Annotated in this window: 20 protein-coding genes; 10 read left to right on the top strand and 10 right to left on the bottom strand. The window is 64.5% G+C overall.

The features are described from left to right. Positions 1–53 precede the first annotated feature (53 nt). The 7 genes from M3465_RS10125 to M3465_RS10155 all read right to left on the bottom strand — a co-directional run bounded on the left by M3465_RS10125 (position 54) and on the right by M3465_RS10155 (position 6,282). Positions 54–1,085, bottom strand: a complete 1,032-nt coding sequence (locus tag M3465_RS10125; protein ID WP_249501635.1) for an AI-2E family transporter — start codon at positions 1,083–1,085, stop codon at positions 54–56. 199 nt (positions 1,086–1,284) lie between these two features. After that, positions 1,285–2,160 (bottom strand): translation elongation factor Ts, encoded by an 876-nt coding sequence (tsf, locus tag M3465_RS10130; RefSeq protein ID WP_249501636.1) that lies wholly within the window; start codon positions 2,158–2,160, stop codon positions 1,285–1,287. Positions 2,161–2,241: 81 nt separating this feature from the next. Continuing rightward, positions 2,242–3,081 (bottom strand): 30S ribosomal protein S2, encoded by an 840-nt coding sequence (gene rpsB / locus M3465_RS10135; RefSeq protein ID WP_249501637.1) that lies wholly within the window; start codon positions 3,079–3,081, stop codon positions 2,242–2,244. A gap of 201 nt (positions 3,082–3,282) precedes the next feature. Continuing rightward, complete coding sequence (locus M3465_RS10140) at positions 3,283–4,140, bottom strand: HupE/UreJ family protein (RefSeq protein ID WP_249501638.1); 858 nt, start codon at positions 4,138–4,140, stop codon at positions 3,283–3,285. 88 nt (positions 4,141–4,228) lie between these two features. Further along, positions 4,229–4,750 (bottom strand): gamma carbonic anhydrase family protein, encoded by a 522-nt coding sequence (locus M3465_RS10145; protein WP_249501639.1) that lies wholly within the window; start codon positions 4,748–4,750, stop codon positions 4,229–4,231. Continuing rightward, a complete protein-coding gene (gene gmk, locus M3465_RS10150) occupies positions 4,747–5,388 on the bottom strand; it encodes a guanylate kinase (protein ID WP_249501640.1) in 642 nt (213 codons plus the stop codon). Before gmk ends, M3465_RS10145 begins: the two co-directional genes overlap by 4 nt. Positions 5,389–5,391: 3 nt before the next feature. Continuing rightward, complete coding sequence (locus M3465_RS10155; protein ID WP_249501641.1) at positions 5,392–6,282, bottom strand: YicC/YloC family endoribonuclease; 891 nt, start codon at positions 6,280–6,282, stop codon at positions 5,392–5,394. Positions 6,283–6,442: 160 nt separating this feature from the next. Here M3465_RS10155 and M3465_RS10160 point away from each other — a divergent pair, with 160 nt between their 5' ends. After that, positions 6,443–7,027, top strand: a complete 585-nt coding sequence (locus M3465_RS10160; RefSeq protein WP_249501642.1) for a PAS domain-containing protein — start codon at positions 6,443–6,445, stop codon at positions 7,025–7,027. An 84-nt stretch (positions 7,028–7,111) separates the two neighbouring features. Continuing rightward, a complete protein-coding gene (uraH, locus tag M3465_RS10165; RefSeq protein WP_249501643.1) occupies positions 7,112–7,501 on the top strand; it encodes a hydroxyisourate hydrolase in 390 nt (129 codons plus the stop codon). A gap of 131 nt (positions 7,502–7,632) precedes the next feature. Here uraH and M3465_RS10170 read toward each other — a convergent pair whose 3' ends face one another. Next, entirely contained in the window at positions 7,633–9,003 is a 1,371-nt protein-coding gene (locus M3465_RS10170; protein ID WP_249501644.1) for a class II 3-deoxy-7-phosphoheptulonate synthase, read from the bottom strand. Between the two features lie 182 nt (positions 9,004–9,185). Here M3465_RS10170 and M3465_RS10175 point away from each other — a divergent pair, with 182 nt between their 5' ends. After that, positions 9,186–10,196 carry a GlxA family transcriptional regulator gene (locus tag M3465_RS10175; RefSeq protein ID WP_249501645.1) on the top strand — a complete coding sequence of 337 codons (1,011 nt, stop codon included), beginning with the start codon at positions 9,186–9,188 and terminating at the stop codon, positions 10,194–10,196. 4 nt (positions 10,197–10,200) lie between these two features. Here M3465_RS10175 and M3465_RS10180 read toward each other — a convergent pair whose 3' ends face one another. Further along, positions 10,201–11,082: a polysaccharide deacetylase family protein gene (locus M3465_RS10180; RefSeq protein WP_249501646.1), complete on the bottom strand. Its 882-nt coding sequence runs from the start codon at positions 11,080–11,082 to the stop codon at positions 10,201–10,203. Between the two features lie 185 nt (positions 11,083–11,267). Here M3465_RS10180 and M3465_RS10185 point away from each other — a divergent pair, with 185 nt between their 5' ends. From M3465_RS10185 to M3465_RS10210, 6 genes are all read left to right on the top strand, one after another. Further along, positions 11,268–12,461, top strand: a complete 1,194-nt coding sequence (locus M3465_RS10185) for an ABC transporter substrate-binding protein (RefSeq protein ID WP_249501647.1) — start codon at positions 11,268–11,270, stop codon at positions 12,459–12,461. A gap of 90 nt (positions 12,462–12,551) precedes the next feature. Continuing rightward, positions 12,552–13,331 (top strand): ABC transporter ATP-binding protein, encoded by a 780-nt coding sequence (locus M3465_RS10190; RefSeq protein WP_249501648.1) that lies wholly within the window; start codon positions 12,552–12,554, stop codon positions 13,329–13,331. Beyond that, positions 13,328–14,158 carry an ABC transporter ATP-binding protein gene (locus M3465_RS10195; protein WP_249501649.1) on the top strand — a complete coding sequence of 277 codons (831 nt, stop codon included), beginning with the start codon at positions 13,328–13,330 and terminating at the stop codon, positions 14,156–14,158. The genes M3465_RS10190 and M3465_RS10195 overlap by 4 nt, the downstream gene beginning before the upstream one ends. Before the next feature lie 99 nt (positions 14,159–14,257). Beyond that, complete coding sequence (locus tag M3465_RS10200) at positions 14,258–15,268, top strand: branched-chain amino acid ABC transporter permease (protein ID WP_249501650.1); 1,011 nt, start codon at positions 14,258–14,260, stop codon at positions 15,266–15,268. Further along, positions 15,265–16,554, top strand: coding sequence for a branched-chain amino acid ABC transporter permease (locus tag M3465_RS10205; RefSeq protein WP_249501651.1), 1,290 nt, complete (start codon positions 15,265–15,267; stop codon positions 16,552–16,554). The genes M3465_RS10200 and M3465_RS10205 overlap by 4 nt, the downstream gene beginning before the upstream one ends. After that, positions 16,551–17,171 (top strand): response regulator transcription factor, encoded by a 621-nt coding sequence (locus tag M3465_RS10210; RefSeq protein WP_249501652.1) that lies wholly within the window; start codon positions 16,551–16,553, stop codon positions 17,169–17,171. The genes M3465_RS10205 and M3465_RS10210 overlap by 4 nt, the downstream gene beginning before the upstream one ends. Here M3465_RS10210 and M3465_RS10215 read toward each other — a convergent pair. Beyond that, complete coding sequence (locus M3465_RS10215; protein ID WP_249501653.1) at positions 17,168–18,466, bottom strand: ATP-binding protein; 1,299 nt, start codon at positions 18,464–18,466, stop codon at positions 17,168–17,170. The genes M3465_RS10210 and M3465_RS10215 overlap by 4 nt on opposite strands. A gap of 79 nt (positions 18,467–18,545) precedes the next feature. Here M3465_RS10215 and M3465_RS10220 point away from each other — a divergent pair, with 79 nt between their 5' ends. Next, positions 18,546–19,466 (top strand): MBL fold metallo-hydrolase, encoded by a 921-nt coding sequence (locus M3465_RS10220; protein WP_249501997.1) that lies wholly within the window; start codon positions 18,546–18,548, stop codon positions 19,464–19,466. The last annotated feature ends 23 nt before the right edge of the window (positions 19,467–19,489 follow it).

Raw genomic sequence — 19,489 nt, forward strand, 5'->3', positions numbered from 1 at the left:
ACCAGAGTCTTATAATCAGTATTATGTAATTATAAGTGACGGACCACGTCGCATCACACCTTTCCGCTCGCCGATAGTAGAACCGCGATCGGCCGTGTCGTCTTGATTTCCGCCAGCACCAGCACGAGGCTTGCCGTCAGCGGAACCGCCAGAAGCGCCCCCGGCAGACCCCAGAGCGCGCTCCAGACCGCCAGCGCAAGAAGCACGACGAACGGGCTGAGGTTGAAGGCCCGGCCCATCATGCGCGGCTCCAGATAGGCGCCGACGAAGACCTGCGCGGAGGTCAGTGAGATCAGCACGATGCCGACCATCGACAAGGTGCCGAATTGCGCGATGCTCAGAAGCACCGGGAAGATCACGCCGATCAGCGATCCGATATACGGGATATAATTCAGGAACGCGATGAGCACGGCCCAGAACAGCGCGAACTCGATCCCGAGCAGCAGCATGATCGCGAAAGAAATCGCGCCGAGGATCACGTTCAGCACGGTCTTGACGAAAAGATACTGCCCGATGCGTTCGTTGATGCGCGAGAGCAGCGAAATCGCGCGGCTGCCGGCTTCTTCTCCGCCCATCGCGATCATCACCTTGCGCGCCATGACACCGCGCTCCGCGATGAAGAAGCTTGAATAGAGCACGACGAGAAACAGCATCACGCCGAAGCCGCGCAGCGACAGAAGCGCCGGCGCGACCCAAGACCGGAAATCGACCCGGTCGAGCGTCGCGCCGCGCAGGTTCTCCCAGGTCGGTTCGTCCTCGATCCCCAGAAGGCTCGCCGCGCGTGTGACCAGCATCTCGATGTTGGATTCATATCTTGGAAGCGCCAGAGCCACTTGCGCGAGGTTGTTGATGACGAGGATAAAGAACAGAACCACGACGACGGTGAAGACGATGAGGATCACCGCGCGCCGCGCCCAGTCGGGCAATCGCCCGACGATGGGGAGTTTCTTCATGCTCGCCGCCGCGGTCAGCAGGACATAGACCGAGATCGCGGCCGCCAGGACCGGCAGCAGCACGGGCTTGCCGATCCACAAGAGCCATCCCAGCATCAGGGTGAGGGCCACACCATAGGTCACGTTTCTCATGCGTATATCCGGTCTTGTGTCCGGTTGGCCCAAGACCCGCGTGGCCTGCGCGCCCGGCTGTTCCGATCTGTGACCCCTGCCCCTCATCCGGCCCGATGATGCGCATTCACGGCGCGGCTGGCAAGGTGCCGGATACGAAAAACGGCGCAGAAGTGAGCCTCTGCGCCGTTGCTTGCCTGTGACGATATGAAATCGCGCGTCAGCCCTGAGCGGCCTTGGCCACTTCGGCGGCGAAATCCTCGGTCTTCTTCTCGATGCCTTCGCCGACCTCGAGGCGCACGAAACCGGTGATCTCGACACCCGCTTCCTTTGCCGCTTCGCCGACCGTCAGGTCGGGATTGATCACGAAGGACTGGCCCAGCAGCGTGACTTCGCTGAGGAATTTCTTCATGCGGCCTTCGATCATCTTCTCGATGACCTGCTCGGGCTTGCCCGACTCGCGCGCGATGTCGATCTGGATCTGGCGCTCCTTTTCGACCACGGCGGGATCGAGATCGTCTTCGGACAGCGACGCCGGGTTGACGGCGGCGATATGCATCGCGACCTGCTTGCCGAAGCTCTCGTTCTCGCCGGACAGCGCGACCAGAACGCCGATCTTGCCCATGCCGTCGGCCGCGGCATTGTGCACGTAGGACACGACCTGCGTGCCTTCGAGCTTGGCCATACGGCGCAGCGACATATTCTCGCCGATGGTGGCGATCTTGTCGGTGATCGTGTCCTCGACGGTCTTGCCGCCGATATCGGCGGATTTCAGCGCCTCGACATCATCCGCGTTCAGCGCGGCGGTGGCGATGGCATCCACCATGGACTGGAATTCCGCGTTCTTGCCGACGAAATCGGTTTCCGAGTTCACCTCGACGGCGACACCCTTGCCGCCTTCGACCTTCACGGCCACGAGGCCTTCGGCCGCTGTGCGGTCGGATTTCTTGGCCGCCTTGGCCAGACCCTTGGTGCGCAGCCAATCGACGGCGGCTTCCATGTCGCCATCGGTTTCCACCAGCGCCTTCTTGGCATCCATCATGCCGGCGCCGGTCATTTCGCGCAGTTCCTTAACCTGTGCTGCTGTGATCGCCATGTTCGGCTCTCCTTGTCTGAATATCGGGGTGCGGTGCCGCATCCAGGCCGCCCCGCCACGCTAATGCCGAGCGATGCGCGCTCAGCCCTTGTTCTCGAGCTCGTAGGGCGCGTCCTTGGCCTTCACATCGTCGTGGATGGCCTCATCGGAGGGCGCAGCGGCAGGTGCCTCGGTCGTCGCGGGCTCAGCCGGTGCCTCTTCGAGCGCGCCCAGATCGACGCCGGCGGCGCCCAGTTGTGCGGTCATCCCGTCAAGCGCTGCGCGGCTGGCCAGATCGCAATAGAGCGCGATGGCGCGGGCGGCGTCGTCATTGCCCGGAATGATGTAGTCCACGCCATCGGGCGAGCAGTTGGTGTCGACCACGGCCACGACCGGGATGCCGAGCTTGTTGGCTTCGGCCACGGCAAGCGCCTCTTTCTTGACGTCGATGACGAAGAGCAGATCCGGCACACCGCCCATGTCGCGGATCCCGCCGAGCGAGGCTTGCAGCTTGGCCTGATCGCGCTCCATGCCGAGGCGCTCTTTCTTGGTGAGGCCTTCGGCGCCCTGCTCCATCTGCTCATCGATGTTCTTGAGACGCTGGATCGATTTCGACACGGTCTGCCAGTTGGTCAGCGTGCCGCCGAGCCAGCGGTGGTTCATGTAATACTGCGCGCATTTCTCGGCCGCATCGGCAATGGGCTGCTGCGCCTGGCGCTTGGTGCCGACGAAAAGCACGCGGCCGTTCTTGGCGACGGTTTCACGGATCACGTTCAGCGCGGCGTCCAGCATCGGGACGGTTTGCGTCAGATCCATGATGTGGATGCCGTTGCGCGCGCCATAGATGAACTCGCCCATGCGGGGGTTCCAACGCTGCGTCTGGTGGCCGAAGTGAACGCCTGCTTCGAGCAGTTGGCGCATGGAAAACTCTGGAAGAGCCATGTGTCTTTATCCTTTCCGGTTTCAATCCTCGGCGGGGGTATCATCCCGAATGGGACAACCGGTGGACGAACGGGGATGTCTCCCCCGCAGGCCCGACCCCGCCTGCGGTGTCAGTGGCGCGCGTATAGCGCCGGTTATCGCGGGGCGCAAGCCGCGTTTTGCAAAACGCGGGCAAGCGCCTTCGAAGGCGCTTCGCCCCTGTCAGAGGAAAGTGCGTTCGATGAACCACCACGCGCCGATCAGCGCGATGACTGCCGAAGCCGGGCGGGCGGTGAAGCGGCGATAGGCACCCAGCTGATCGACGAGGGTGGCCGAGATCGCGCAAAGCGCCGCAAGTCCGGCCAGCGGCCAGAAGATCATCGGCGCGGGCGCGCCCATCGCGTCGCGGAACATCGGCCCGTCCAACAGCGGCCCGAGCGCCGCAAAACCGATCACGAGCAGAACGTAAAGGAACTGCGCCTTGGTCACATCGCCCTCGCCGCGATCCACCTTGAGCGCATACCAGACCAGCCCGAACGCCAGCGCCAGCACCGCGAGCTGGCCGAATTCGACCCCGATATTGAACCCTGTGAGCGCCGCGATCTCATCGCCCGGTGGCAGGCCGATGGCCATGAGGGCAGCGGCAAGGCCGAGCCCATGCGCCAGACCGAAGCCGAAGATCATCAGCAGCCGCGGCGTGCCGAGCCCTTCCGAACGGTTTCCGGCCGAAAGGACGTTGTCGAGCCCGACATAGACGATGGAGACCGCGATCACCGGCCCCGCGATCTGCACCGGCACCGACCAGAGCCCCAGAACACTCAGCCACAACGCAAGCGAATGGGCGATCGTGAAAGCCGCGATCTGCCGGCCGAGCGGCGCAAGACGGGCGCGGAAAAAGAGAAGCCCGAGAATGAAGAGAATATGATCCAGCCCCTGCGGCAGGATGTGATCGAAGCCGAGCGGGACATAGATGTTCAACGCCTCCGTCCCGTCGCTTGCAGGTGAAGTCGCGATACCTTCTTGCGCCGCTGCGGCGGAAGCCAAGAGTATTGCGCAAACCGTCAGGAGAAGTGGTTTCATCACCCTGTCCTTTGCCCTTTCGCCCTACTCTGCCGCAAGCCGGCACCGGATCAAGGGGTGTCCGCCGCCCGCCCAACGCATCGGGCGTTCAAAGCGGCGTCATGCCATCGCGGAAGCGGCGCATGTTGGCCTGGTAGGCCTTGGCGCTCTGGCGCAGCGCCTCGATGGCGGCCTCGTCGAGCTGTCGCACCACCTTGCCCGGCGCGCCCATGACGAGAGAGCCATCGGGGATTTCCTTGCCCTCGGTGATCAGCGCCCCTGCCCCGATAAGGCAGTTCCTGCCGATCTTCGCGCCGTTGAGCACTGTCGCGCCCATGCCGATCAGGGTGTTTTCGCCGATGGTGCAGCCATGCAGCATGACCTTGTGCCCGATGGTGCACCCTGCTCCTATGGTCAGCGGATAGCCCATATCGGTATGAAGAACGCAGTTTTCCTGGATATTCGTCCCCTCGCCCACGGTGATCGGCTCATTGTCGCCCCGCAGCGTCGCGCCGAACCAGATCCCGACGCCCGCGTTCAGGACGATCCGACCGATCACGTTGGCATCAGGCGCGATCCATGTATCCTCGGCCACCTGCGGGGCGGTGCCGTCAATCGTGTAGAGCGTCATGGCAGATCCTCGAATTCCTGTTGCAGCTTGCGCACATGTTCCACCAGATCCGGCTGCTGCAAGCGCCGGAGCCGCGTGGCGGTGACGATGGTTTTCAAATCCTCGAAGGTGCGATCCAGATCGTCATTGACCAGCACGAAATCATAGCTGCCCCAATGGCTGATCTCGTCCCAGCTTTTCAGCATCCGCTTGCCGATGGTCTCCGCGCTGTCCTGCCCGCGCGCCTCCAGACGGCGGCGCAGCTCGGCGATGGAGGGCGGCAGGATGAAGATCGACAGCGTATGCGGGCCGAGCGAGGAGTTGACGATCTGTTGCGCGCCCTGCCAGTCGATGTCGAAGAGCACGTCGCGGCCCGCCTCGATGGCCGATTGCACCGGCTTGCGGGGCGAGCCGTAGAAATGGCCGAACACATGCGCATGTTCGAGCATGTCGCCCTCGTTCACATCGCGCTTGAAGGCGTCTTCGCTCAGGAAATGGTAGTGCTCACCGTCCACCTCTCCGGGGCGCGGCGCGCGGGTGGTGGCGGAGACCGAAAAGCGCAGGCTCTCGTCCCATTCCAGCAGCCGCCGCGACAGGGTGGACTTCCCCGCCCCCGAGGGCGAGGACAGGATGATCAGAAGGCCGCGCCGGTTTTTCATGTCTCACTCCACATTCTGCACCTGTTCCCTCATCTGCTCGATGACCGATTTGAGATCCAGCCCCACCGCCGTGAGGTCCGACGATTGCGCCTTGGAACACAGCGTGTTGGCCTCGCGGTTGAATTCCTGCATCAGGAAATCGAGCTTGCGCCCCACCGGGCCTTCGGCGGCCAGCAGATCGCGCGCGGCAGCGATATGGGCGCGCAGGCGGTCGATTTCCTCGGTCACGTCGGCCTTGACCGCGATCAGCGCCAGTTCCTGTGCGATGCGCTGCTCGTCGATGCCGTCCTGCGTATCGGTCACCCGCGCGAGCGCGGCGCGCAGGCGGTCCTGTTGCTCCCCGCGCCTCTCCTCGGCGACGCGCGCGGCGGCGGCGGTCAGATGCTCCAACTGGTCCAGTTGATCCGACAGGATCGTTAGCAAAGCCGCACCTTCGGCTTCGCGCGCGGCGATCAAGCTGTCCAGCACAGGGGAAACATCCTCCAGCAGCGCGGCGCGCAGCTTGTCCGGATCGACCTGATCCTGCGGCGCGTCCATCACGCCGCGCAGCGCCAGCAAATCTGCCGCGCTGGACGCGGTCAGGGACAGCCCGCGCATCATCGCCTCCGCCTCGATACGTGACAGCGCATCGAGCACGCGCTCCATCTGCGCGGCGTTCAATTCCAGCGCCGCATCGGCCCCGGCGGACTGCACGCGCAGCGACAGCGTCACGCTGCCGCGCGCCAGGCGCTCGCCCAGCTTCTTGCGCAAGGCCGGCTCCAACCCGTCGATCCAATCCGGCACGCGGATGCGCAGATCGAGCCCGCGCGCATTGACGCTGCGCAGATCCCAGCTCCAGCTCAGCCCCAGCCCCGCGCCCTGCCCCGAGGCGTAGCCTGTCATGGATTGCCGCATCCCACTCTCCTTGCGCTTGCGCCTTCGTGGGTTACGCGCTGGCGCGGGGCGATGCAAGCGAGCGCGGGGCGCTCGGGATTAACCATTTGGGCGATTGGCGCGCGTAAATGCGGCGAATTTGTGTTAATTTGATGGTGGGAAACGGTAAGGGGTGCGGATCATGAGCGGATCGCTTCAGCATGAGATCATCGCCAGACATCAGACGCGGGCGGCACGGATCGTCGAGCGCTATTGGTGCGATCTTGCGGCGCAAGGGGCCATTCCCGAACGCGCGCGGATCGATCCGGCCGAGATACAGGACGCGCTGGAATATGCCTTTATCGCCGAGCATCTCGATTGCGGTCATGCGCGGCTGCGCGTGGCGGGCGGTGCGGTGTCGGCGGTTCTGGGCATGGAAACCACCGGCATGCCGCTTTCGGTCCTGATCGCGCCTGCTGCACGCGATCGGTTCAACGGTCGGGTCGCGCGGGTGTTTCAAGGCCCGGCCCGTCTTGTCCTAAAGCTTCATGCGCATGCCCGCTATGGTCAGCCGCCGCTGGAGGCCGAAATGCGGCTCTACCCGCTCAGGGGCGTTTCAGGCCGGGTGACGCAAAGCCTTGGCACCTTCCTTTGCGGGGGCCAGATCGGCCGCGCCCCGCGCCGTTTCGATCTCGGGTCAGTGACCGAGCAGTCTGCCAGAGCCCCCGCGCCGACCTTTGCGCCGATCCGGCAACACGGCCATTTGCGGCTCGTCGTGTCGAACTGACGCAGGGGCAGGATTCTCGCACCTTGCGCGGAACGGCGGCTTGTCCTGCCGGTTACTCCAACCCAACGCAGGAAAGGAAACGACATGACACGATTGACCGCAACCGGCCTCGTCGCACTCGTCACATGTGCCAGTGCCGCTTCGGCCGAAGACATCTCGACCCATGTTCTCAACATCGCCACCGGCGAAGGCGGCGGCGGGGTTCCGGTCGTATTGCAGATGAAGGAGGGTGACAGCTGGGCCGAAGTCGGCTCCGCCAGCACCCAGGACAACGGCCGCGTCGAGGGCTTCGGTATCACCGCAGAGGACGCGACCTACCGGCTGGTCTTCGACATGACCGGATATGACGCGTTCGAGGGCGATCCCTTCTTTCCCGAGATCACCGTGACCTTCGACATTCAGGACACCGGACGGCATCATCACGTGCCGGTTCTCGTCAGCCCCTACGGATATTCGACTTATCTGGGCAACTGAACGCGCTGCAGAGCCGGCGCTGAGCGGTCATCGCTGGCCGTTTTGAAAGGTCATCGCCGGGCTTGACCCGGCGATCTCCGGGGCCGGGGAGTTCCTCGGGTCAAGCCCGAGGATGACGGAAAACCGCGCCCCTACCCCGCCTTGACTTCTCCTTGCGCCTCGCGCCGGGCGGTCAGTTCCTCGGCAACGAGGAACGCCAGTTCCAGCGATTGGGAGGCGTTGAGGCGCGGATCGCAGGCGGTGTGATAGCGCGCGCTCAGATCCTCCTCGCTGACCGCGCGAACGCCGCCGGTGCATTCGGTCACGTCCTGTCCCGTCATCTCGAAATGCACGCCACCCGGCACCGTGCCTTCGGCATTGTGGACGGCGAAGAACTCCTTGACCTCGCGCAGCACCGCGTCGAAGGGGCGGGTCTTATAGCCGGTCGAGGATTTAATCGTGTTGCCGTGCATCGGGTCGCAGACCCAGGTGACATTCGCCCCCTCCTCGGCAACTGCCTTGACCAGACGCGGCAGATGCTCGCCGACCTTGCCAGCCCCGAACCGCGCGATGAGGGTCAGCTTGCCCTCCTCATTCTCGGGATTGAGGCGCGACATCAACACCTTGAGATCCTCGGCCGTCGTCGTCGGGCCGCATTTCAGGCCGACGGGATTGAGCACGCCGCGCGCGAATTCGACATGCGCGCCATCGGGTTGCCGCGTGCGGTCGCCGATCCAGATCATGTGGCCAGAGCCTGCCAGCCATTTGCCAGACGTCGAATCCTGCCGCGTCAGCGCCTCTTCGTATTCGAGCAGAAGCGATTCATGGCTGGTGAAGAAATCGACCGTCTGCAATGTATGCGCGCGGTCGCTGTCGACGCCGGCGGCCTTCATGAAATCGAGCGTGTCGCTGATGCGGCCGGCCATTTCGCGGTATTTCGCGGCCTTTTCGCCCTCGGTGAAGCCGAGCGTCCATTGATGGACCTTATGCACATCCGCATAGCCGCCCGTCGAGAAGGCGCGCAGCAGGTTCAATGTCGCTGCCGCCTGTGTGTAGGCCTGCAGCATCTTGGCCGGATCGGGGATGCGGGCCTTTGCGGTGAAGGGCAATTCGTTGATGATGTCGCCGCGGTAGCTGGGCAATTCCTGCCCGTTCACCGTTTCGGTCGGCGCAGAGCGCGGCTTGGCGAACTGGCCGGCCATGCGGCCCACCTTGACCACCGGCACCTTGGCGCCGAAGGTCAGGACCATCGCCATTTGCAACATCACCTTGAACGTGTCGCGAATGGCGTTCGCGCTGAACTGGTCGAAGCTCTCGGCGCAATCGCCGCCCTGTAGCAGGAACGCCTCTCCGCGCCCTGCGGCGCCAAGCTCGCGTTGCAGGCGCCGCGCTTCTCCGGCGAAGACGAGCGGCGGATATTTCGCCAACTGGGCCTCGACAGCCTCCAGCCGGTCGGTATCCGTATAGTCAGGCATCTGCACCCGCGGTTTTGCGCGCCAGCCTGATTTTGTCCACTCTGTCATTGTCTCTACTCCGGTCGGGTCCAGTGTCTTTGGTTGCATCGGTCCGCGTGATATACCCAAAGGCGGCCGAGGTGACCAGTCTGGAAATGCCCGGCGGCGCTTGACCCGGCGCGGCAGTTCTGACCATGTGACCGCAACGCGCCGGCATGCGCGGGCAAAGGTCATGGGGAGGGTCTTGATCTATGCTTCCAACACGCCAGAGAGTCGCTCTCGACGATACGCCGGACCGCCCGCGCCGGTTCGTCTTCGTGCTCCTGCCGAATTTCACCATGCTGTGCTTCTGCGCCGCGGTCGAGGCGCTGCGGATCGCCAACCGGATGGCGGAGCGGCAGCTTTACGATTGGACGATCCTCGGCGAAGGCGGCACGGAAATCGCGGCCTCGGCCGGTGTCAGCTTCCGCGTGGAGGACGATCTGATCGAGCTGGCGCGCGACGATACCGTGCTGATCTGCGGCGGGATCGACGTGCAGGCGGCGACCGGCAAGCGCCTGCTGAACTGGATGCGCCGCGAGGCGCGGCGCGGTCTGGTGATGGGCGGGCTGTGCACGGCGGCTCATTCACTGGCGGTGGCCGGGCTGCTCGATGGCAAACGCGCGACGATCCATTGGGAGAACCATGACGGTTTCATCGAGGATTTCCCGGATGTCGAATTGACCAAATCGATCTTCGTGATAGACGGCAACCGGATCACCACGGCGGGCGGCACGGCCTCGGTCGATCTGATGCTCAAGATCATCGCCGACGATCACGGCGAGGAACTTGCGAGCACCGTGGCCGATCAACTCATCTACAACTCGATCCGCACCGATCAGGACACGCAGCGCCTGTCCGTGCCGACCCGCATCGGCGTGCGCCATCCCAAGCTGAGCCGGGTGATCCAAACCATGGAGCAGAATATCGAGGAGCCGATCAGCCCGTCGATCCTCGCTCAACAGGTCGGAATGTCCACGCGGCAGCTCGAACGGCTCTTCCGGCGCTATCTCAACCGCTCGCCAAAGCGCTATTACATGGGGTTGCGCTTGCAGAAGGCGCGCAACCTGCTGATGCAGACCGATATGAGCGTGATCAACGTGGCGCTGGCCTGCGGCTTCGCCTCGCCCTCGCATTTTTCGAAATGCTACCGCGCGCATTACCGCACGACGCCTTACCGCGAACGCGGCGCGCAAGGGGCGCGGATGATGGGTCAGGCCTGAGCGGTCAGCGATCCAGAGTTCGAAAGTGATCGCTGATCGCGCCGGGCGTCGTGAACCAGACGCGGGCATCGGCCCTGTCACGAAGCTCCTGCAGAACGCGCGCAAGATGGTCGAACCGATGCGCCTGCCCCATCAGATAGGGGTGCAGCGCGATCCCCATGACGACCGGCCGCTGCGCGGATTCGCGCAGGTGCAGCGCGAAGGCCGTGCGGATCATGTCGGCGAACGCGCTGGCCTCGCGCTGGCGGGCCATGATCTGCGGCACGTCGTTCAATTCCTGCGGATAGGGCACGGACAGGATCCGGCCGTGTTCGGTCTGCATCCAGACCGGCTGTTCGTCATGCGCCCAGTCGAGCAGATACTCATATCCCGCCTCACAGAGCAGATCGGGCGTGTCGAAGGATTCCGAAATGAGCGGAGCAAGATAGCCCTTTGGGGTCGCTCCAAAAGCATCGGCCAGCCGCGACCGGGCGCGATGGAGCACTTTTGCCTCTTCGGCGGCGGATAGCTGGCCGGGCGCTTGCGTATTTGCATGGCCATGCGCGACGATCTCGTCGCCGCGCGCGCGAAGGCGTTCGATGATCTGCGGGGCATGATCGGCGACGGCGTCATTGACGAGGCCGGCAACTGGAAGGTCGAGCCGGTCGAACAGATCGAACATGCGCCAGATGCCGACGCGATTGCCGTAATCGCGCCACGCGTAATTCATCACGTCCGGCGCCGGTTTGGGCTGCGCGAGCGCGGCACCCTCTTCCGAATCGAAGGAGAACCATTCGATATTCAGCCCGACATAGAGCGCAAGTCGCGCCCCGCCCGGCCAGTCGAAATCGGGCCGCTCGGTGATCGGGGAAAACCCGTAGCGTCCGTGATGTGCGAGATCGGTCAACGCGCGCTCCTTCTTGCGATTTACCGTCCAATGGCGCTTGCCGCCGCATGGTTCCGAAGGCTGAGGTAGAGCTGCGCGCCCGACGCAACGGCAAGCTACCGCAGGTGCGACAGGGCTTTTCTTTTTTTTCTTGCGACTCTAACCTTCGGCTCGAACAGATTGTTGTTCCAACACGGGAGTGAGACATGAAAAAATTGCTGACGGCCACGGCGGCCGGCGCACTGATAACGGGTGCCGCCTTTGCGCAGGATGGCGGCGAGATCAAGATGGGCGTCATTCTGGGCTTTACCGGCCCGATTGAATCCCTGACCCCGGCGATGGCGGCCGGTGCCGAGATGGCGATGCAGGAAGTCACCGAAAGCGGCAAGCTGCTGGGCGGCGCGACAGTGACCCCGGTGCGCGCGGATTCGACCTGCGTGGACAGCGCGGCGGCGACTGCGGCAGCCGAGCGCCTGATCACTTCGGACGGGGTGAAGGCGATCATGGGGGCAGATTGCTCGGGCGTGACGGGCGCGGTGTTGGCCAATGTCGCCGTGCCGAACGGCATGGTGATGATTTCCCCCGCCGCGACCTCCCCCGCCCTGTCGGAGGCCGAGGATAATGGGTTGTTCTTCCGCACCGCACCGTCGGATGCGCGCCAGGGCGAGGTTCTGGCCAATATCCTGATGGAAAAGGGCATCGAGTCGGTCGCGGTCACCTATACGAACAACGATTACGGCAAGGGCTTCGCGGATGCGTTCCAGTCGGCCTATGAAAATGCCGGCGGCAGCGTGACGCTCAGTGCGCCGCACGAGGATGGCAAGGCCGACTATTCCGCCGAAGTGGGCGCGCTCGCATCGGCTGGCGGCGATGCGCTGGTCGTTCTGGGTTATGTCGATCAGGGTGGTGCCGGGATCATCCAGGGCGCACTGGATACCGGCGCGTTCGATCTCTTCGCCTTCGGGGACGGCATGGTCGGTGATCAGCTCACCGCCAATTTCGGCGCCGATCTGGAGGGCAGCATCGGCACCGCGCCGGGCAGCCAGAACGAAGGTGTCGATACATTCGCCGAGATGGCGCAAGGAGCCGGTATCGACGGCACCAGCGTTTATGCCGGCGAAAGCTATGACGCGGCAGCGTTGATGTTGCTGGCGATGGCCGCCGCAGGCTCGTCCGATCCGGCCGATTATGCCGGCAAGATCGAGATGGTCGCGAACGCCCCCGGGGAGCCGATCGGCCCCGGCGAGCTTGACAAGGCGCTCGAAATTCTTGCAGAGGGCGGCGACATCGATTACGGCGGCGCGACCGGCGTGGAGCTTGTCGGCCCCGGCGAGGCCGCCGGCAGCTATGCCGAATACACGATCGAGGATGGCGCCTTGAAAGTGGTCGGCTACCGCTGATCCAACGGCCCATTGGAGGAGATAGGCGGCGCAGGGTTTCCTGCGCCGTTTCAATAGGATGAAGGGCGGAGCTCACGCTTTGAGTAAAGAATGATCGAGGTCAGGAACCTCCACCGGCATTTCGGCGGGTTTCACGCCGTCGATGGCGCGACGCTCAAGATCGAGACCGGCTCGATTACCGGGTTGGTCGGGCCGAACGGGGCCGGAAAGACAACGCTTTTCAACGTGGTGGCGGGCGTTCTTCCACCGACGTCAGGGCAGGTTTTCATGGGCGGCGAGGATATCACCGGCCTGCCGCCGCATGCGCTGTTTCACAAGGGACTGCTGCGCACCTTCCAGATCGCGCATGAATTTGCCTCCATGTCCTGCCGCGAGAACCTGATGATGGTGCCCGGCGGACAGACCGGGGAGACGCTCTGGAACACCTGGTTCGGCCGCAAGCGCATCGCGGACGAGGAACGCGCGCTTCGGGCCAAGGCCGACGAGGTGCTGGAATTTCTGACCATCGAACATCTGGCCGATCACAAGGCGGGCCAAGTCTCGGGCGGGCAGAAGAAGCTGCTGGAGCTGGGCCGCACGATGATGGTCGACGCCAAGGTGGTCTTTCTCGACGAGGTCGGCGCGGGGGTGAACCGCACCCTTCTCAACACCATCGGCGATGCCATCCTGCGGCTCAACCGCGAGCGCGGCTACACGTTCTGCATGATCGAGCATGACATGGATTTCATCGGCCGGCTTTGCGATCCGGTGATCGTCATGGCCGAGGGCAAGGTGCTGTCGAAAGGCACTATCGACGAGATCAAGGCCGATGAGCGGGTGATCGAGGCGTATCTCGGCACCGGATTGAAGAACAAGGATACGGTGGGATGAGCGGCAACCCCTATCAGGACGACCGCGGCAACCGGGACCGGTCCATCACCAACCCGCACGGGCAAGGCACACTGCGCGGAACGGGAACCAAAACGCGCGCCGTTCCGGCGGAGCCGGGCCCCTACCTGATCGGCGAGGCGATGACCGGCGGCTATGGCAAGAGCGGCCCCGATATCCTGCACGGTTGCACCATCGCGGTGGAACGCGGCGAGATCGCCGTGATCGTCGGGCCGAACGGTGCGGGCAAATCCACGGCGATGAAGGCGGTGTTCGGGATGCTCGACCTGCGCGAAGGCCGGGTGCGGCTCGACGGGCAGGATATCACCGAACTGACGCCGCAGGCGCGGGTGCGTGAGGGGATGGGCTTCGTGCCGCAGGTGTCGAATATCTTCACCTCGATGAGCGTCGAGGAAAACCTGGAAATGGGCGCGTTTATCCGCGAGGACGATTTTCGCGGCACGATGGAGCAGGTCTACGAGCTGTTCCCGATCCTGCGCGAGAAGCGACATCAGGCGGCCGGGGAACTGTCGGGCGGGCAGCGCCAACAGGTCGCTGTGGGCCGGGCCCTGATGACACAGCCCAAGGTGCTGATGCTGGACGAGCCGACCGCGGGCGTGTCGCCCATCGTGATGGACGAGCTGTTCGACCGGATCATCGAGGTCGCCCGCACCGGCATCTCGATCCTCATGGTGGAACAGAACGCGCGGCAGGCGCTGGAGATCGCCGACAAGGGTTATGTGCTGGTGCAAGGGCGCAACGGACATACCGGAACGGGCAAGGAACTGCTTGCCGATCCCGAGGTGCGGCGGTCGTTCCTGGGGGGATGACTTTGCCGGACGGGTGCGCGTGAGGGAGATCGGGGATTTGAGTATTTTTGACGAGAAGAAGCAGGGGACGGCACGAATGATCCGAGGCGGGGCGGTCTGATGGACCTTTTGAACGGACTGGTGGCGCTGGCCAATTTCGTGCTGATCCCGGCTATTGCCTATGGCAGCCAACTGGCGCTCGGCGCGCTGGGGGTGACGCTGATCTACGGGATATTGCGGTTTTCGAATTTCGCGCATGGCGACACGATGGCCGTGGGCACGATGTTCGCCGTTCTCGCGACATGGGGCTTGCAAGCCATGGGCGTCGGGTTCGGCCCCCTTCCCACGGCGCTTCTTGCGATCCCATTCGGAATCCTGGGCGCGGCAGCGCTGGTTCTGCTGACGGACCGCTTCGTCTACAGGTTCTACCGCGCGCAGAAGGCCAAACCGGTGATACTGGTGATCGTCTCCATCGGGGTGATGTTCATCTATAACGGCGTCACGCGCATCATCATCGGCCCCGAGGATCAGCGCTTCGCCGATGGCGCGCGTTTCGTGATCTCGGCGCGCGACTTCAAGGAGATGACCGGGCTCGCGGAAGGGCTGGCGCTGCGCACCAGTCAGGTTATCACGGTGATCGCGGCGGTGGCGATCGTGGCCGTGCTGTTCTGGTTTCTCAACAGGACGCGCACCGGCAAGTCGATGCGGGCCTTTTCTGACAACGAGGATCTGGCGCTCCTGTCGGGGATCAATCCCGAGCGCGTGGTGCTGGTCACCTGGCTGATCGTGGCGGCGCTGGCGACGGTGGCGGGCGTGCTGTACGGGCTGGACAAATCCTTTAAGCCGTTCACCTATTTCCAGCTTCTGCTGCCGATCTTCGCCTCCGCCATCGTCGGCGGGCTCGGCAATCCGCTGGGGGCCATTGCCGGCGGTTTCGTGATCGCGTTTTCGGAAGTCGGCATCACCTATGCGTGGAAAAAAGTGTTGGTCTACATGATGCCGCCCGCGCTGGAGCCGGACGGGTTGATGCAGATCCTGAGCACCGAATACAAGTTCGCGGTCAGTTTCGTGATCCTGGTGATCGTGCTGCTGTTCCGGCCGACGGGTCTTTTCCGGGGGAAATCGCTATGAGGGCCTTTCTGCTGTTTGCACTGGTCGCCTGCCTGATCCTCGGCACGGGTGTCCTGCAGAGCTGGAATTCGGCGCTGCTGATCCTCAACATGGGGCTGGTCAGCGCGGTGATGGCGCTGGGTGTGAACCTGCAATGGGGGCTGGCGGGGCTTTTCAATGTCGGCGTGATGGGGTTCGTTGCGCTGGGCGGGCTGGCGGTGGTTCTGGTCTCCATGCCGCCCGTGCCGGCGGCCTGGGCGGCGGGCGGTGTTCAGATCCTCACGGGGCTGGTGATCGGCGCCGCGTCGATCGTGGCTGCGGTTCTTGTCTGGTCGCGTCTGCGCGGGGCTTTGCGCGGCTGGGCGACGGCGGCGGTGTTGCTGGCGGGCATGGTGATCTACCGCATGGTTCTCGATCCGGCGGTGGATGCGGTGGAAGCCGTCGATCCGGCGCTTGCAGGCTATCTGGGCGGGCTCGGCCTTCCGGTGCTGCTGGCCTGGCCGGTAGGCGGGCTGCTGGCTGCCGGGGTGGCCTTGGTGATCGGCAAGACGGCGCTCGGGCTGCGTTCGGATTATCTGGCCATTGCCACGTTGGGCATCGCGGAGATCATCATCGCGGTGCTCAAGAACGAGGACTGGATGGCGCGCGGCGTCAAGAACGTGATCGGCCTGCCGCGCCCGGTTCCCTATGAGGTCGATCTGCAGGCCGATCCCGCCTTCGTAGAGCGCGCGGCGGGGTTCGGGCTCGATCCGACGACGGCTTCGACGCTTTACGTCAAGCTGGAATACGGAATCCTTTTCGCCGTTGTGCTGATCGCGCTTCTGGTGCTGGCGCAGCTTGCGCTCAAGAGCCCCTGGGGGCGGATGATGCGCGCGATCCGCGACAACGAGACCGCCGCGCGCGCGATGGGCAAGGATGTGACCGCGCGGCATTTGCAGGTGTTCATTCTCGGATCGGCCATTTGCGGGGTCGCCGGCGCGATGATGACGACGCTCGACGGACAGCTTACGCCGGGCACCTACCAGCCGCTGCGCTATACGTTCCTGATCTGGGTGATGGTGATCGTCGGCGGGTCGGGCAACAATCTCGGTGCGGTGCTCGGCGGGTTCCTGATCTGGTTCCTCTGGGTGCAGGTGGAGCCGATGGCGCAGGTGCTGATGGGTCTGGTGACGGCCGGCATGGCGGATGGCAGTTGGCTCAAAGGGCATTTGCTGGATTCCGTGCAGCATATGCGCCTGCTCACCATGGGCGTGATCCTGCTTCTGGTGCTTCGCCTGAACCCGCGCGGGCTCCTGCCCGAACGGTGACGGAGACCGCGCCCGAGCCGCCGGCCGCGCTGGTGATCGACGATCACCCGCTTTTCGCGGAGGCCATGGCGCAACTTCTGCGCGGCTTGCGGGATGGACTGCGGATCGAGATGGCAGCGGATCTGGGCAGCGCGTTGGCGCGCATTGCCGATGGGGGGCCATTCGCGCTCATCATCTGCGATCTGGGTCTGCCCGACGCGTCGGGGCCGGAGGTGGTTGCCCGGTTGCGCGCCTCGGCGCGACAGACGCGGCTTCTGGCGGTTCTGGAGCGACCCGACTGGGTGATGGATGCCGCCGCGATGCGCGCGGGTGCCGATCTGGGCATTGCCAAGACAGCGCCCCTGGCAGCGTTCCGCATGGCGCTCGCCGGGCTGGTTCAGGCCAAGGCGGATGGCCACGCGGATCGGCTTGCGAGTTTGACGCCGCAACAGGCACGCATTCTCGCCCTGATCTGTGAAGGCAAGCTCAACAAGCAGATCGCATACGAGCTTTCGATCGCCGAGCCGACGGTGAAAACCCATGTCACGGCGATTCTGCGCAAGCTCGGTGTGCACCGGCGTACGCAGGCCGTCCTACTGGCGCAGAAGGCCGGGTTCACCTGGCCCGGCAAGGGTTAAAGCGCGAGCACGATATCGGCGCGCAAACCGCCCAGCGTGTCGCTTTCGCCGAGCCGCAGCACACCGCCATGCATCCGCGCAATATCGGCCGCGATGGCAAGACCCAGCCCGACACCCGATCCCTTGTCCTGATTGCGCGCGGGATCGAGCCGCACGAAAGGGCGCAGCGCCATGTCGCGCTGCTCGGGCGGGATGCCCGGCCCGTCATCCTCGATGCGGATGCGCAGCGATTTGTCCGTCAGCGCGACCGAGACGTCGCAGCGCGTGCCGTAGCGCGACGCGTTCGCAATGAGGTTCTCGATAGCCCGCCGCATCGCCGTCTGGCGCATCATCGCCTCGCCCTGCCCGTCCGCCGCCGCAAGCGTCACGGGCAGACCGGCGCGCTGGCAATCCTCGACGATGGTCTGCACGAAATCCGGGATCGCGGTGCGTTCCGGCGCGCCGTTGCCCGCATTTCCCCGCGCGAAATCGAGAAAGGCATCGATCAGCCTTTGCATGTCGTCGATATCGCGCTCGAGCGGCACACGCTCGGCTTCCTCCAGCATCGACACACCCAGCCTGAGCCGCGTGAGCGGCGTGCGCAGATCATGGCTCACACCGGACAGCATCATCGTGCGCTGCTCGATCTGTCGTTCGATCCGGCTGCGCATCTCGAGAAACGCATGGCCCGCAGCCCGCACCTCGACCGCGCCCGAGGGGGAATAGGGCACGTGCCGGCCGCGTCCGAAAGCTTCGGCGGCTTCCGACAGCCGGGTGATCGGACGCAACTGGTTGCGCAGGTAGAGATAGGCGATGAGCGTCATCAGCGCGCCGAACACCACCATGTTCACCAGAAGCTGGTGCGGGTTGGAGGCGGAGGCACGTTCGCGGTTGAACTCGATCTTCATCAGCGGCGCACCCTCGGGCCGGACCCAGACGAACACCGTTCGGTCATCGACGAGATGCACGCGCTGAAAGCCGGCGACGTATTCGGCCAGGGTGCGCGCCACGACGATGCCGGAAAAATCATACCAGCGCCGCAGATCGCGCGGCGGCAATTCGGCGGGCGAGGTTTCGAGGAAATCAAGCCGCAGCGCCTCGGCGAGCTCTGCGTTGCGCGGCCAGTCGAGCGCCATCACGGCGTTGATCTCGCGGGCCACCTCGCGGCTCATCTGTTCGGTCACGCCTTCGAAATGCCGCTGGATGAAGACCACGGAAACGACGAGTTGAAGCGCCACCACGGGCAGGATGAGGATCAGCGCGGCCCGCCCATAGAGCCCGCGCGGCATGTATCGTTTGAGCCAGTCGAATGTCATTCCCCACGCTAACGCAGCGCGGCGGCAAACGGAACGCGCCCCGTTGCAATTCGCGCGTCAAGATGCTGCTCTGACGGTCATGCAGTCCGATCTCCAGCCCGATTTCGACCCCGTTCCCGGCGATGCCGAACCGCTCGCGCCCGGCGTGCGCCGCATCCTCGCGCCGAACCCCTCCCCGATGACGTTTCGCGGCACCAATACCTATCTGTTGGGCTGGCGCGAGCTCGCGGTCATCGATCCGGGGCCGGACGATCCGGCACATCTCCGAGCGATTCTGCGCGCCGCCGAGGGTGGTCGGATCACCGCCATCCTGATCAGCCATGCCCATCTCGATCATTCCGCGCTGGCCCGGCCCCTGGCCGAGAGGGCGGGCGCGCCGGTTTACGCCTTTTCGGATGCCTTGGGCGGGCGCAGCGCGCGGATGCAGAACCTTGCGGCATCCGGCCTTGCGCGCGGCGGCGAAGGCGTCGATCTGGCGTTCCGCCCCGATATTGCTCTGGGCGATAACGACTCCGTGACCGGCGATGGCTGGTGCCTGACCGCGCTGCACACGCCGGGCCATTTCGGCAACCATCTGTGCTTCGCATGGGGCGACACGCTTTTTTGCGGCGATCTCGTCATGGGCTGGGCAAGCTCGCTCGTCTCCCCGCCCGATGGGGATCTGACCGATTTCATGGCCTCCTGCCGCCGTCTTCGCGCCGCTCCGTGGTCCGTCTTTTATCCGGGCCACGGCGCGCCGATCGGCCGCCCCGCCGAGAGACTCGACTGGCTCATCGCACACCGCCTGTCACGCGAAGCCGCCCTGCTGGATGCGCTGTCGCAGGGCGCGGCCACATGCACCGAGCTCGCCGCGCGCGTCTATACCGATACGCCCCCTGCCCTGATCCATGCCGCAACACGCAACATTCTTGCCCATATGATTGATCTTCATGGAAGAAACATGGTCTCGGCAGAGCTGCCCTTATCGGCCGAAACACGCTTTCGCCTGCCCCGAAATTAACCCGATTTTTTTCCCGAATCCCA

Origin of the sequence: Marivita sp. GX14005 (genome assembly GCF_023370775.1) — a bacterium.
Taxonomy (GTDB): domain Bacteria; phylum Pseudomonadota; class Alphaproteobacteria; order Rhodobacterales; family Rhodobacteraceae; genus Marivita.

Bases quoted from the DNA above. Each gene is read 5' to 3' on its own strand.
- M3465_RS10125 (WP_249501635.1), bottom strand. From the start codon at position 1,085: ATGAGAAACGTGACCTATGGTGTGGCCCTCACCCTGATGCTGGGATGG.
- M3465_RS10195 (WP_249501649.1), top strand. From the start codon at position 13,328: ATGAGCGGCAACCCCTATCAGGACGACCGCGGCAACCGGGACCGGTCC.
- M3465_RS10160 (WP_249501642.1), top strand. From the start codon at position 6,443: ATGAGCGGATCGCTTCAGCATGAGATCATCGCCAGACATCAGACGCGG.
- tsf (WP_249501636.1), bottom strand. From the start codon at position 2,160: ATGGCGATCACAGCAGCACAGGTTAAGGAACTGCGCGAAATGACCGGC.
- M3465_RS10220 (WP_249501997.1), top strand. From the start codon at position 18,546: ATGCAGTCCGATCTCCAGCCCGATTTCGACCCCGTTCCCGGCGATGCC.
- rpsB (WP_249501637.1), bottom strand. From the start codon at position 3,081: ATGGCTCTTCCAGAGTTTTCCATGCGCCAACTGCTCGAAGCAGGCGTT.
- M3465_RS10140 (WP_249501638.1), bottom strand. From the start codon at position 4,140: ATGAAACCACTTCTCCTGACGGTTTGCGCAATACTCTTGGCTTCCGCC.
- gmk (WP_249501640.1), bottom strand. From the start codon at position 5,388: ATGAAAAACCGGCGCGGCCTTCTGATCATCCTGTCCTCGCCCTCGGGG.
- M3465_RS10185 (WP_249501647.1), top strand. From the start codon at position 11,268: ATGAAAAAATTGCTGACGGCCACGGCGGCCGGCGCACTGATAACGGGT.
- M3465_RS10170 (WP_249501644.1), bottom strand. From the start codon at position 9,003: ATGACAGAGTGGACAAAATCAGGCTGGCGCGCAAAACCGCGGGTGCAG.
- M3465_RS10190 (WP_249501648.1), top strand. From the start codon at position 12,552: ATGATCGAGGTCAGGAACCTCCACCGGCATTTCGGCGGGTTTCACGCC.
- uraH (WP_249501643.1), top strand. From the start codon at position 7,112: ATGACACGATTGACCGCAACCGGCCTCGTCGCACTCGTCACATGTGCC.
- M3465_RS10155 (WP_249501641.1), bottom strand. From the start codon at position 6,282: ATGCGGCAATCCATGACAGGCTACGCCTCGGGGCAGGGCGCGGGGCTG.
- M3465_RS10205 (WP_249501651.1), top strand. From the start codon at position 15,265: ATGAGGGCCTTTCTGCTGTTTGCACTGGTCGCCTGCCTGATCCTCGGC.
- M3465_RS10175 (WP_249501645.1), top strand. From the start codon at position 9,186: ATGCTTCCAACACGCCAGAGAGTCGCTCTCGACGATACGCCGGACCGC.
- M3465_RS10200 (WP_249501650.1), top strand. From the start codon at position 14,258: ATGGACCTTTTGAACGGACTGGTGGCGCTGGCCAATTTCGTGCTGATC.
- M3465_RS10215 (WP_249501653.1), bottom strand. From the start codon at position 18,466: ATGACATTCGACTGGCTCAAACGATACATGCCGCGCGGGCTCTATGGG.
- M3465_RS10145 (WP_249501639.1), bottom strand. From the start codon at position 4,750: ATGACGCTCTACACGATTGACGGCACCGCCCCGCAGGTGGCCGAGGAT.